Source organism: Paenibacillus shenyangensis (assembly GCF_000346635.1).
GTDB classification, from domain to species: domain Bacteria; phylum Bacillota; class Bacilli; order Paenibacillales; family Paenibacillaceae; genus Saccharibacillus; species Saccharibacillus dauci.
In genome coordinates, this window is sequence record NZ_AOIG01000005.1 from 237,882 (window position 1) to 251,172 (window position 13,291).

A 13,291-nucleotide genomic window follows, 5' to 3' on the forward strand; every position below is an offset into this window, starting at 1 on the left:
GCACTCGGTTAATCAGAGTGCTAAACCCTATCTTTTATATATCACACCCTTATTTTGGCTGTCAACGTTAAGTGAGCCGCTGGCATCATTCATTAATTAACTGAACTATTATATAATGATAAGGAATGATACAAAGGAGGACTCTACTGATGTCGAACGATTACAGCTTTTTGCTGAAGCCTTTGCCCGGCTTTGAACGTGCAAATCTGATCGGGAACATGGCGACGATTGCCTCTTATTTTAACCGCGGTTATTTGCAGGCATTTGCCCATGCCTGGACGTTCCCCGAATATCAGGCGCATGTACCGCTGGAATACCAGGCACTCGGACAGGAAGCAAGAGCTTATCATACTACATATGAACAGATTCTTGGCGCCAGTCAGCTGCAGCACCGGATTCACCGCAATCAGTCGGCTGCCGAAGCACTGGAGCTGATCCAGCAGGAAAGCCTGCAGCGGCGCCCCGTACTCGTCAAAAGCGATACTTTTTATTGCTCCTGGCTCAAGAAAGATTATCAGACCTTACATAATACACATTTCTATATTGTGACTCATTATGATGTATTGTCCAATCAACTGCTTTGTACCGATGTCGCTTATCTGACGCAAAACTATGCGCAGTCATTCCCCGATTTCGAAGCCGGATTTACCGGTGATCTGATTACATTTGCCCCGTCGGCAGAACAGATCCCTGACCATCCTCCTGCCGATCCTTACACGCTGCTGGTCGAGTGTGCCCGGCGTAATCTGGGACATGACGAAGGAAGTATATCCGTCTTCGATTCCATGGATGTACTCGCTGACCGATTAGTAGAACTGGATCAACTGGAACAACAGCATAATGCTGCCCTATTGGAGACCGGACAGAATGTACAGCTGGAGATGCTGCTGCTCATGCAGGCACGGATTCAGTTTCTGCTGCTGCTGGAGCATCTTGCCGACTCGGCCGAAGAACCACTCAAGCTGATTTTGAATGCTTTTCAACAGAGTGTACGCAGCTGGAGTGCGATCCGTGAGTCGTATTTGCAGCTCTCGCTATCTGCCGATGAACGACTGGTGCGGCTGCAGAATATAGCCGAACAGATTCGTGTTGTCGCTATGTTGGAACGTAATATCGCCCAGACCATTTTGCATGATCAGCAGATTCGCCGTATTCATGAGCAGTATGAACAGCGCTGGGCCATGATCCAACAGATGAGTTAATCTATCGGAAATCAAAAGAAAAGACGACAGTCTGCTGCTGTCGTCTTTTTGCTTTACATATGATCCAGTACTTCTACCAGATGCTTAACAAGCGGTACGGTATACTGTCCATTTTCGTCCAGCGAAGGGTCCAGAATCGTGACTTCCATACCTGCAGCCAGACGGTGGGATATGAGCGGCGTCAGAATCTCTGCCAGTTCCTCGTAGCTCAGTCCATCCTCCTGCCGACTGTCTACAGCCGGCATCAGCGTATCGTTTAGTACATCCACATCCAGATGGATCCAGAATCCATCCAGCTCCTGCTCATTAATCATTGCCCAAAAGGACTCAATTATCGCCGTAATGCCCTGGCTGCGGATTGCTGCCAGATCATAGACGTGTACCGCAGATTCCTGAACCGGCTGTACATAGGATTCATCATATTGACGATTGCCGACACAGAATATATGCTGCGGATCTATATAGGGTCTGCAATGTTCCAAGTCGGTCAATCGTTCATCGCCGAGTCCGGCTGCTATTGCCAGATCCATTCCGGCTGCGCCCCCAGTCTGGGACAACTCAGGCGTAATATAATCCGTATGTCCGTCCAGGAAGAATAGCCCGTATTTGCCCTTTTGCTTAAGAGCCAGTGCGCTGCCGATCAGCACACTGCAATCACCGCCAAGCACCAGCTTGAAGCTGTCTTTTTCCAATTGCCGACTCATCAATTGTGCCTGTCGAACCGCGTAATCACCGACTGCCTCCACGTTCAGCAGACCGGTTCCTTCATCCGATTCCATCGTATAGGCAGGAGGTTCAAGCCGAAATACCTGCTCGGCCTGCAGCCGTTCATGCAGTCCATGCTGATGTAGCCATTCCGGCATCCGGCTGACGCCAGGCTCACGATTCTCCGCCTGCTGTGTTAATCCCAGATTGGTGGGAAATTCAAAAATATCTATCGCTCGCATTCTCATTGTGGTATTCCTCTCTCTATAGGGCAACTCTTTAACGTAACAAGTGACATCCGGTCCGTTCAGGAGCCTCGCCCGTGTATGTATCTAATCCGGGTAAATATCTGCAGCATCATCAGGCAGTTCTGCCACGTGACGCAGATAGGCTGTTACATTTTGCTCTTCTTCCCTATTATATTCCAGTCCCAGCCGGGAAGCCACCTGTAACGCGATTTGGCTGAATAATTCGGTCATTGTCCAAATAGACCGCCAGATCTCCCTCGATTCCGCTCGTGGATAGGTAGCCAGCAGCGCTTGCCAGTCATCTGCGGGCAGATACCTTTCCAGATACTTGGCGCCTTTGCCGATACTGATGCAGAAATCATGCTCGATCCCTGCCTGCCAGGACAGCATGCGGATCAGCATCGGCCGCACGTATAGATTCAGCGATTCGAGCGCATACAGTATCTCGCGCCGCCACAGCCCTTTGGCTATATATGTGGATACCCACCAGAATTCATTGCAGCAATGGGCAAACTGTTCAGCTGTCGGCGGAGTGACCCGGTAATCCTCGTCTGTCGGCTCGGGTAACGTCGGTAGACTTCCGTCCTTATCCATCCATATCACAGTCAGCTTGTCTTCCAATAAGTAAGCGGAGTACTGCTCTAGCGGTATCAGTGTCAGATCAATCCGGTTGCCGTCGGTGAACAGCATTAGATAAGCAAAGCGCCCAAGCGCATTGGGCGGATCGTAAGTATTGGCATCCGGCATCTGCATAATCAACCGCTCGCCAAAATAGTCTACCCAGCTGTGATCTTGTGTAAATGAAACGACATCTTGTACCAGATAGACGATATCGTAATCCTGAAAAGGATCGATCGGTGCGTTGGCATTCACCCGTGATCCATTCATAGCAACCGCGCGGATCCGCTCGTCTTGACGGGCATAGTTCAGGATCAGATCCATCATTTGCTGGTTATTGCGCATATTTATAGAACTCCTTTCTTTCTCCATGTATATTTAAGCGAGCAGCTAACTGGTATTATGATGTGCGAATATAACAAGAATAAACAGATCTACATATCAACAAATATCACATCTAAACAGGAACGATTTTCCAGGTTTGTTATGCACCATTTTTATCTAAGCTGCCTTATAAAAGCTGGTTCAGAAAAATATTCGATCAGTGCGCGATAAAATACTTTGGCAGGGGTATTTAATACACGTTTTTTATGCCGTATGATGCCGTGAACGAAAGTAACTTTTCGAGGCATAGGTAGCGAGACGACGCTGCCTTCTGCAAGCTCTTGCGCCATCGAGATTTTCGGAACAAGAGCAACACCGAGTCCACACGTCACAACTTGTCGTACCAGCTCAGTACTTGCAAATCCGGTCGAACGGATTCCGACAGGAAGTCCCATTTCGCTTAACAATTTGGATCCTTCTGTATGGTAAACGCAACGTGAGCCGAAACCGATCATTTGAAGTCCCGAAGCATTTTCCCACCCTTCGCTTTCGAGCAAATAAGCCAGATTTTTAGAGACAACAACGATCATTTCCTCTTCGATCAACGGTTCGAAAATCAAATCTTCTCTTTTTGGATCCATCGGCACGATTCCAAAATCGAGCGCATGAGACTGAACTTGTTCAACGATGTCCGCTTGAAATCCTGTTTCCAGCAGTAGATTAATTTCAATATATTTGGTAAAAAAAGAGTGCATAAAATTGGACATTCGTGTCACCAAAAAAGATTCCAACGATCCCAAACGCATCGTACCGCGGGGATGATCGAGATTTTCCAATGCTTCTTCGAGCGAATGACCCAACTGTACGAATTGGCGGGCATAACGTGCAAACTGTTCGCCTGCTTCAGTCGGTTTTACGCCACGGGGAAGTCGGTGGAAAAGCTTTTGATTGCAACTTTGCTCCAATAACTGGATCTGTGTAGTAACTGTTGATTGTACATAGCCTAGCTTTTCTGCGGCACGGCTAAAATTCCCTTCTTCCAATACAGCCAAAAAAGTAAGCAGTGACCGTCCTTCCAAAGTCTCCAACATAATTTTTCCTCCCTAGGTATCAAAAAAATAAATAGATTGCATCGAATATTTTCGTTTTTAAAATAGATAAACCGATGATAACATGAAGATGTTCTTAAACCAACAACATCTGCAAGAAGGAGCTACGCTGATGAGAAAAAACGGATTTCGGTTAGGAATTTACGTGTTTAAAGATGCGGAAGTTATTGACTACGCTGCACTATATGGCGTGTTTTCGGTAGCACGAAGACTTAATCCAGAATTGGATGTGTTTTTGGTAGCCGACTCGCTGCGTCCTGTACAAACACAGGCTGGTTTGACAGTAGTTCCGAATTATTCGTTTGCCGAAGAACCGGATTTAGATGCATTTCTTAATCCCTGGGGGATTCGGTACGCGTCAAGAAGTGCATAACGGTCGCTTGCATCGCTATATACGCTCTCTTCCAGAACAATGTTTGCTGACAATTGTATGCACAGGTTCTTGGATATACGGAAAAATGGGACTGCTTGACGGCATTGCCGGAACTAGCCGTAAAGCTCCTGATCGTTTGGAAGCTTCGGAGATGGGCAAAGTACCGATCGACCGTTTGACTGAGATTGCACCGGCTTGTCACATTAGTCGTGCGCGAGTTGTAGATAGTGGGCGCATCATTACAGCAGGCGGAATCGCAGCAGGCATAGAGCTGGGCTTTCATTTGCTTAGAAAAGCTGGTTATGATGAAACTTTCATTATGGAAGTAGCCCGAATCATGGAGTACGACCGCGCTTATGAAGTTTACCGTAATGATATACAGTTAAACGATTAACTATAAAGGAGAAATTATAATGTTGCATACAGCTAATGGTCATTATGTTGAAGTCGAGGAAAATGTTACTCTTTATGTGGAAGATGTAGGCGAAGGCAAACCTGTTGTATTTGTACATGGTATGCCTGTTAATCATCGGATCTACGAATACCAACAATCGGTGCTGCCTCAGTGTGGTATCCGTTTTATTGGAATTGATCTGCGAGGATATGGTCGATCCGACCATCCACTGCATGGATACACGTATGATCGGATGGCAGACGATATTCGTGCAGTGATTGACCAACTGGAACTCGACGACGTTACACTAGCCGGTTTTTCTATGGGAGGCGGTGTGGTGACGCGATATATGGGCAGACATCAGGGACACAAAGTTTCTAAATTAATGCTTTTCGGAGCATCGACATTAAGCAAGCTCCCTGAAGAAGCTGTAAATGGAATGATTGCCGGACTTCAAGCTGATCGTCCACAAATGTTGACGAATATATTTAAAGGATTTTTCCACACATCGCCTTCTCAAGGAATAGAAAACTGGTTATGGCATATGGGAATGAAAGCGAATGTTCATGCGACGATCGAAACGGTAAAAGCGATCGGCAGCGAGGATCTTCGCTCCGATCTTGAAGCCATCCGCGTCCCAACGCTGATGCTGCATGGGATTCATGATCAAGTATGTCCATTTTCTGCTGCGGAACAAGCTAACGAAATTGTATCGATGTCAAAACTTATTCGTTTTGAAAACAGCGGGCATGCTCCTTTCTATGAAGAGAAAGAAAAATTCAATCAGGAAGTTATTGAGTTTGTATTAGATTAAAATATACAAATATTTGGGTAACTCTTTTTATCAATTTGGACTTGTCAGTTTTATGTGACAAGTCCCTTTTATTATCTATTGACTCCTTTAAGAAGAGTAAATCTTATAATTGTAATGGAATCTCTTCCTTTTCTAATTGCAATAGACTATTCACAAAACTCAATATTTAACAAAAAAACATTTTAATACTCTGTTTGTAAATCAAAAGACTAATTCTATGTAGGATAACAAATAGAATTAGTCTTTTTTAGTGAACCTTTATACAAGAAATTAATGAGTCTGGCTTACTTATCTTCTTTGGTTACCAGTTTCAATGGAGCAGGGATCGATTTCTCAACCGTTTTGCCCTGCAGTACATCACGAGCGGCATCAACAGCCATTTGACCGATTAGTTCAGGCTGCTGGGCTACGGTCGCAGTCAGCTTGCCCTCCTTGATCGAATTCAGTGCATCCTCGTTACCATCGAATCCGATGACCGGAATATCCTTGCCGGAGCTCTGAATCGCTTCGATCGCGCCGAGCGCCATCTCATCATTATGAGCGAATACGGCCTGTACATCCGGATTTCCCTGCAGCAGATTCTCCATAACAGTCAGTCCTTTGGTACGGTCAAAGTCTGCTGCCTGGCTGGCGACAACATCCAGCTCTTTATCGGCTACATCATGGAATCCTTTGCCACGTTCACGGGTAGCCGAGGCACCCGGTACACCCTGCAGCTCAATCACTTTAGCATCTTTGCCAAGCTGTTTGACGATGTATTCGGCTGCCATTTTGCCGCCTTTGGCATTGTCTGAAGCAACCAGCGCTTTGACATCGCCTTTGTCGGCAGAGCGGTCCAGCGTAACCACCGGAATATCCAGTCCATTCGCTGATTGTACGGCTGCCGAGATCGCCGCGGAATCAGTAGGGTTGATCAGCAGTGCATCCACACCCTGCTGGATCAGATCGTCTACGTCATTGCTTTGTTTGGCCGAGTCATTCTGTGCATCGACTACAATTACATCGATATTGAGCTTTTTCGCTTCGTTCACAACGCCATCTTTGAGCGATACGAAAAAGGGATTGTTCAGTGTCGAGATCGACAGACCGATTTTGATCTCACCGGCATTGGCCGCTTTTTTGGATTTGGCCCATTCCGGCGGCTGCAGGGAGCAGCCAGCCAGCAGCACAACAGTCATGGCAATCGCCAGTAACGATATTAATTTTCTCATGCTTGATTCCTCTTTTCCTTGTATAAAATCAACGGATTAGGCAGACTTTTTGCGGTCGATCAGTACAGCGATTACGATAACGATCCCTTTGACGACCATTTGATAAAATGAAGAGACACCGAGCAGATTCAGACCGTTATTCAGTGTACCGATAATCAGCGCACCGATCAGTGTACCGACGATGCGGCCGCGTCCACCGGACAGGCTGGTGCCGCCAAGTACTACCGCCGCGATTGCATCCAGCTCGTAGGATGTACCTGCAGTAGGCTGCGCCGAGTTAAGACGGGAAGTCAGGATTGCACCTGCGAGTGCGGAGAGTGCACCTGCCAGGGAATAGATCATGATTTTAACGCGTGGTACTTTGATACCGGATACGATCGCTGCTTTTTCGTTACCGCCGATCGCATACGTTTTGCGTCCAAATGGTGTTTTATGCAGGATCACCCACAGGATGATAAAGGCAATTGCCATCGTAATCGCCGGTACCGGAATACCGAGGAAATAACCGCGTCCGAACAGTTGGAAAGCCATGCTGTCACCCAGTCCGGTGATCGGATTACCATTGGTGTAGACCAGCGTCAATCCACGGAATATGGTCATTGTAGCGAGTGTCGCGATAAATGGAGCCATGCGGCCTTTGGTGATCATCAGACCATTGACCATCCCCATCACACCGCCGGCAGCACAACCAATAATAATCGCCAGAATCGGATCTACACCAGCCAGCATCAGGTTGGCTACAAATGCACTGGATAATGCCAGAATCGAGCCGACCGACAAATCAATACCGCCAGTCAAAATAACAAAGGTCATACCAAACGCAATCAATGCGTTGATCGCTACCTGACGCAGCAGGTTCAAAATGTTAAGCGGTTCCAGAAATCCCGGATTCAATACCGAGACGATAATCACCAGAATAATAAATCCGAGTAATGGACCGAGTTTCTGGGTGACATTGGATAGTTTGAAGTTTTTCTCCGGCTTTTCTTTGGTTATCGTTGTCATATTACTGTCCTCCTGTAGCTAACGTCATAATATTTTCCTGTGTCGCTTCCTGACTGGACAGTTCTCCACTGATCCGGCCTTCATGTACAACCACGATCCGGTCGCTCATACCGAGTACCTCCGGCAGTTCCGATGACACCATAATAATGGCTACCCCGCGATCGGTGAGTTCGTTCATCAGCTGATAGATCTCCCGCTTGGCGCCGACATCGACTCCGCGCGTCGGTTCATCGAGGATCAGCAGGCTTGGCCCGATACCGATCCATTTGGCAATAACGACCTTCTGCTGGTTCCCGCCGGACAGGCTGCGTGCAGGTGTCTCGGCTGATTGGGTTTTGACCTGCAACCGCTTGATCAGCGTATCGACGAACTGCGCTTCTTTTTTGCTGGAAATGAATCCTTTGGAAGAGAAGCTGAACAGATTCGGCAGCGCCATATTCTCGCGAATCGAGAAATCCAGCACCAGCCCTTCGTCTTTGCGGTCTTCGGTTATAAAGCCGATTCCATGCTTCACCGCATCATCGGGTCTGCGAATAGTGACCTTTTTGCCGCGTATCCAGACTTCTCCGCTATCCAGCGTATCCAGACCGAACAGGGTACGCATAATCTCAGTACGTCCCGAACCCATCAGACCGGAGAAGCCGACGATTTCTCCTGCATGTACAGTGAAGCTTACATCCCGGAACTGGCCTTTTTTGCTGGCATTCTTCACTTCGAGAATCACTTCACCCGGCTGTGGAGTCCTTGCCGGATAACGCTCGGTCAATTCGCGTCCGACCATTTTTTTGACGACTTCATCAAAGTCAGTATGCGGAATTTCCTTGGTATCGACTGTTTTGCCATCACGCATAATAGTGATCCGGTCACAGATCGCGAAGATCTCTTCCATCCGGTGAGAGATGTACACGATGGATACGCCTTCTTTTTTGAGTGAAGCGATCACTTCGAACAATTTCTGTATTTCGCGTTCAGTCAGGGCAGCAGTCGGTTCATCCATGACGATTACTTTGGCATCGGTCATGAGTGCTTTGGCGATCTCGATCATCTGCTGCTGTCCGACCGAGCATTCTCCGGCTTCCCCCTGTAAAGGCAGATCTACCGACAGCTTGCGGAACTGTTCTTTTGCTAGCGTTTTCATTTGTCTGGTATTAAGCAGACCCCATTTGGATGTCATCTCTTTACCTATAAATAAATTCTCGAGCACGGTCATATCGCGCCAGATATTCAGCTCCTGGTGGATAAAGGCGATCCCTTTTTGCTCTGCCACTTTGGGATTGTCAAAATACGTCTCCTGGCCATCGATCACAATCGTGCCCTGATCACGCTCATGCAGACCAATCAGAATGTTCATCAGTGTAGATTTGCCTGCTCCATTTTCACCCATCAGTGCATGAACTTCGCCCGGGCGGAGATCAAAATCAACCCCGCTCAAAACTTGGTTTGTACCGAAGGATTTGTAAATACCATTCATTTGAATCTGCATATACAATGCCTCCTTTAACTCTGCTGTACTCTTATTGTGTAACCGGTTACCTATTGCTGTTACTGCTGCGTATTGGCTCCGAAATAAACTCCTGCATGTAAAATACAGTTGGCATAAGGTTTGGATTCGCCGGTGCGAATAATGACTTTGGCATGCTGGCTGCGACGCTTGAACTCCTCATGGCTGCATGTCGATAACGGAATATGTCCGAATTCCTGCTGCATATACGTGAACGTTTCCTTGTTCTGTCCCATCATTTCCTCAGCGATTGTAATCTGCTCGATTTCCATATCGTCGGCAATGACCTGCACTACCTCACGGAAGCTGGGAACGCCATAGGTGAGTGCCAGATCAATCTTTGGCACTCCTTCCGGCACTGGCAAGCCGATATCCGCAATAACGATATAATCGGTATGCCCAAGATCAGCGAGTACTTTGGCAATATGGCTGTTTACGATTCCATGTTTTTTCATTACAGCTGTTCCTCCACTTCCTGGCGTGTAGGCATTCCGCCCTGTGCACCAAATTTGGTAACGGAGAGCGATGCCGCTCGATTACCGAATCGCAGCGCATCCTGCAGCGACTGTCCTTCTGCCAGAGCTACACCAAAAGCAGCATTGAACGTGTCGCCTGCTCCGGTCGTATCGATCGCTTCGACTTTGTACGTAGGAACAACTACTTCCTGTTGTCCATCATAATAACGAACTCCATTACTGCCTTCGGTCACGAACAAAATATTCGGATATTGGCGCAGTGCCTGTTCCAGTGTCATTCCTTCAAATACAATCGAAGCTTCATGTTCATTCGGCGTAATATAGGAAATATTCTTGATAACCGCTTCGCTGACATGTCTTGCCGGTGCAGGGTTTAGCAGCAGAGGAACATTGGCTTTTGCACAGATCTCGCTTACATAGGCTACCGTCTCTTCCGGAATTTCCTGCTGGATCATCACCATATCAGAGTTCTGAATAACCTCGATAGCTTTGGATACATACTCAGGAGTGACATGGTCATTGGCTGCTTTGACGACGATGATGCTATTGTCACCTTCAGCAAGAATAATATGGGCGGTACCACTCTCTATATCTGTAACCGGTTCCACATAGTTAGTATTTACATGATTGTCTTTGAAGTTTTGTAAAATGGCTGTACCCAGATGATCATCACCGACCCGGCCGATCATGGTTACATCGGCTCCGAGACGTGCTGCGGCTACAGCCTGATTGGCTCCTTTACCGCCAGGTACAGTCTTGAAGCTGTCTCCAAGTACGGTCTCGCCTGCACCCGGACGCCGGGAAGAGGTAACGACCAGATCCATCGAACAGCTGCCGACCACGCAGATTTTGGCTTTGGCTGTGCCAGACGAAGTTGATGCAGTAGGTTGAGTATGGGACATAATAAAATTCCACCTTTCGATTATCGTTATATTAAAAGCTATAAAATATTGGCAATACGAATCGATCTATTTTGAGAATAAGACTCTGCATAACATGCCGCCCTTTTTAAGAGAGTGGGCGGGTTGTCTCGCGTTCTATAAATTCTACCGGCATCTGAATGGTACGTTGCTCTCCGGCTGTGCCTTCAATCAGCTGAATCAATAAGTCGGCAGCTGCCCTACCCATATCATAGGCGGGCTGGCGGATCGTGGATAATGCCGGCGATAACAGACTGCTCAGCGGCGTATCATCGAATCCGATAATCTGAATATCTCCCGGAATCTTTTTGCCGAGACGATGGGCTTCCTGAATTACTGCGGTAGCTGTAATATCGTTACTCGCGATCACCCCGTCGGTATCGGGATACTGCTCAAACAACTCTCTCGCCCAACGATCCGCTTCGGTAAATGAAAAGGACGTTGTCTGCGTGATCCGGTAGCTCACACCCATATCCTGCAGCGCTTCAATTGCTCCCTGGAATCGATCCTGTGCAGGACGGATATGTGCCGGTCCCTGCATTACTGTAACCCGCTGACTCCCACGCTGAACCATCTGCTGTGCAGCGATCCGCCCTCCTTCCCGGCCATCCGCATAGACTGCCGGACGATCGCTCGATATACGATCCAGGAAAACGACCGGGATCTTGAGCGAACGATATGAAGCGGAACCTGGATCGTTGGTCGATGAAATAACACCTACCACATTATTCTGGACAAAAGTCTGTATGTAATCCTGTTCCTTGCTCTGACTCTCGTCACTATTACCAAAGATCAAACGGAACCCACTCTCCTGCATACGGTCCTCTACTCCACGAGCAAGCTGTGGAAAATAGGGGTTCGTAATATCGGGTAGCAGCAGACCGATCAATCTGGATTTGCGTTTATATAGAGAACGTGCCACTTCATTGGGCGTATAATTCAGTTCTTGGATAGCGTTTTCAACTTTGCGCCGGGTATCTTCGTGAACATAGCCTGCATCGTTGATCACCCGTGAGACGGTGGCTACGGATACGCCTGCGTAACGTGCTACATCTTTTATGGTTGTCATATTCTGCTCTCCCGTTCTGTAACCGGTTACAGATATAAAATATCATACTGTTTTGTTTTTGACAATTGTTATTTTGAAATCCTCTTCCGTCAAGATTGATAATTTTATCTGCTTCTCTATATCGGTATAGTAATCAGCCTTGCCCATGAAGGGTAATAAGCAGCAGTATAATCAGGAATAGAGATAATCCGTTATTTGCAGTACGTACGATCTTTTAACCCTCATGATCGAGCAGCTGTCCACATCAAAACCTTTTCTTCCTGCGATCCTCATCTCCTAAGGAGGCTTTTATGAAAACACTGCGCAAATTTATCCTGGCTTTTCTGCTGGCTAATGTGATCGGGAACTTCAGTTTTCGCCGAATCTCCTTTTTACAATACGATATGGCTGCCGGCTGGTTCACACTGGAGAATGGATTAAAATATCTGGTCAGTCTGGCCTGCTATATTGCTGTAGCCGTATGGTTTTATCAGATACTGGAGAGCCTTGAGAAGTGGCGGGAAGAGAGCAAAAGCCGGTAAGTGTGTATAAGGATAGTGCTTAATGACATTAACCTCGTCAAAGTAAAATTTTTACATGATACTGTTGATTCGATATGATAAAAGAAACAATTACTCAGCAAAGGAGGCATGATTATGTTTAGCGGCATAAATCCCTCGGGTGTTATCTTGCTCCTGATCGTCCTGTTCGCTCTGGTCTGGCTGTTCCGCTTTATTATGAAAAAGCTGCGTTAAATTCAAATCATTAGCTTGAATACTCCTACAAAAAACGAGAACAATAGAAAGTTTCTAAAGTATACAATCACCTATCTATTCAAAGATCCACTGTAATGCAAAGTTCAATAAACAGTGATTTTCACGCAGTAAAGTACCTTACCTCTACCTCTTCTATACGATTGGAAATCCCCTTTCTCTGTATCTCATTCAGGATCTCCAGTCTTAAACGAAGGCAGTATCCTGGCCGCTTTCTGGAGCAGGATAGCTGCTCCACCTCCCCTTTCATTTACACTCTACTAAGCAGCTCACTATACTCAGTCATCATCATCCCCCACCAAATTTATTTTAAATTTTATAATACATTGTGATTTAAATCACATATTAAATTTTAGTTTTAATTTAATATAAAGACATGAAAGAGATGATCATCTTCCATCAAGAAGTCAAACGACTTCCAGATTATACATTCACCAACCGGGCCGTTACAGCGGCATCCCAAAACAAACCAAGGAGTGATCCATCATGAACAGATGGCTTAGAGAAAACAAAGTGGCAATGTGGTTACTGACTGTACTTCGCGTATATATCGGCTTCCAGTGGATTGAA

Annotated in this window: 14 protein-coding genes and 1 pseudogene; 6 read left to right on the top strand and 9 right to left on the bottom strand. The window is 46.7% G+C overall.

Annotated features, from left to right (window positions below; all coding sequences use genetic code 11):
• Positions 1-149 precede the first annotated feature (149 nt).
• Positions 150-1,202 (top strand): hypothetical protein, encoded by a 1,053-nt coding sequence (locus H065_RS0104110; protein WP_017811753.1) that lies wholly within the window; start codon positions 150-152, stop codon positions 1,200-1,202.
• A 53-nt stretch (positions 1,203-1,255) separates the two neighbouring features.
• Here H065_RS0104110 and H065_RS0104115 read toward each other — a convergent pair whose 3' ends face one another.
• From H065_RS0104115 to H065_RS0104125, 3 genes are all read right to left on the bottom strand, one after another.
• Positions 1,256-2,155: an arginase family protein gene (locus tag H065_RS0104115; protein WP_017811754.1), complete on the bottom strand. Its 900-nt coding sequence runs from the start codon at positions 2,153-2,155 to the stop codon at positions 1,256-1,258.
• A gap of 84 nt (positions 2,156-2,239) precedes the next feature.
• The gene (locus tag H065_RS0104120) at positions 2,240-3,118 is read right to left on the bottom strand and encodes an aminoglycoside 6-adenylyltransferase (RefSeq protein ID WP_017811755.1); all 879 of its coding nucleotides are present in this window, start codon (positions 3,116-3,118) and stop codon (positions 2,240-2,242) included.
• A 152-nt stretch (positions 3,119-3,270) separates the two neighbouring features.
• Entirely contained in the window at positions 3,271-4,188 is a 918-nt protein-coding gene (locus H065_RS0104125; protein ID WP_017811756.1) for a LysR family transcriptional regulator, read from the bottom strand.
• A gap of 130 nt (positions 4,189-4,318) precedes the next feature.
• Between H065_RS0104125 and H065_RS28115 the strand changes: the two genes are divergently transcribed.
• The 3 genes from H065_RS28115 (at position 4,319) to H065_RS0104135 (ending at position 5,787) form a co-directional block, all read left to right on the top strand.
• Positions 4,319-4,579 (top strand): type 1 glutamine amidotransferase family protein, encoded by a 261-nt coding sequence (locus tag H065_RS28115; RefSeq protein WP_238557878.1) that lies wholly within the window; start codon positions 4,319-4,321, stop codon positions 4,577-4,579.
• Positions 4,580-4,664: 85 nt separating this feature from the next.
• Complete coding sequence (locus H065_RS28120) at positions 4,665-4,973, top strand: type 1 glutamine amidotransferase family protein (protein ID WP_238557879.1); 309 nt, start codon at positions 4,665-4,667, stop codon at positions 4,971-4,973.
• A 19-nt stretch (positions 4,974-4,992) separates the two neighbouring features.
• Positions 4,993-5,787, top strand: a complete 795-nt coding sequence (locus H065_RS0104135; protein ID WP_017811757.1) for an alpha/beta fold hydrolase — start codon at positions 4,993-4,995, stop codon at positions 5,785-5,787.
• A 284-nt stretch (positions 5,788-6,071) separates the two neighbouring features.
• Here H065_RS0104135 and rbsB read toward each other — a convergent pair whose 3' ends face one another.
• The 6 genes from rbsB to H065_RS0104165 form a co-directional block, all read right to left on the bottom strand.
• Positions 6,072-6,998, bottom strand: a complete 927-nt coding sequence (rbsB, locus tag H065_RS0104140) for a ribose ABC transporter substrate-binding protein RbsB (RefSeq protein ID WP_017811758.1) — start codon at positions 6,996-6,998, stop codon at positions 6,072-6,074.
• Between the two features lie 36 nt (positions 6,999-7,034).
• A complete protein-coding gene (gene rbsC, locus H065_RS0104145) occupies positions 7,035-8,003 on the bottom strand; it encodes a ribose ABC transporter permease RbsC (protein ID WP_017811759.1) in 969 nt (322 codons plus the stop codon).
• 1 nt (position 8,004) lies between these two features.
• The gene (locus H065_RS0104150; RefSeq protein WP_017811760.1) at positions 8,005-9,486 is read right to left on the bottom strand and encodes a sugar ABC transporter ATP-binding protein; all 1,482 of its coding nucleotides are present in this window, start codon (positions 9,484-9,486) and stop codon (positions 8,005-8,007) included.
• Between the two features lie 59 nt (positions 9,487-9,545).
• Positions 9,546-9,959: a D-ribose pyranase gene (gene rbsD / locus H065_RS0104155; RefSeq protein WP_017811761.1), complete on the bottom strand. Its 414-nt coding sequence runs from the start codon at positions 9,957-9,959 to the stop codon at positions 9,546-9,548.
• Entirely contained in the window at positions 9,959-10,882 is a 924-nt protein-coding gene (gene rbsK / locus H065_RS0104160) for a ribokinase (protein WP_017811762.1), read from the bottom strand. Before rbsK ends, rbsD begins: the two co-directional genes overlap by 1 nt.
• Positions 10,883-10,988: 106 nt before the next feature.
• Positions 10,989-11,969 carry a LacI family DNA-binding transcriptional regulator gene (locus H065_RS0104165; RefSeq protein WP_017811763.1) on the bottom strand — a complete coding sequence of 327 codons (981 nt, stop codon included), beginning with the start codon at positions 11,967-11,969 and terminating at the stop codon, positions 10,989-10,991.
• Positions 11,970-12,259: 290 nt separating this feature from the next.
• Here H065_RS0104165 and H065_RS0104170 point away from each other — a divergent pair, with 290 nt between their 5' ends.
• On the top strand, positions 12,260-12,490 hold the full coding sequence (locus tag H065_RS0104170; RefSeq protein WP_017811764.1) for a hypothetical protein: 231 nt from the start codon (positions 12,260-12,262) through the stop codon (positions 12,488-12,490).
• 714 nt (positions 12,491-13,204) lie between these two features.
• Positions 13,205-13,291, top strand: a pseudogene (locus tag H065_RS28125) (Crp/Fnr family transcriptional regulator); the annotation flags it as partial.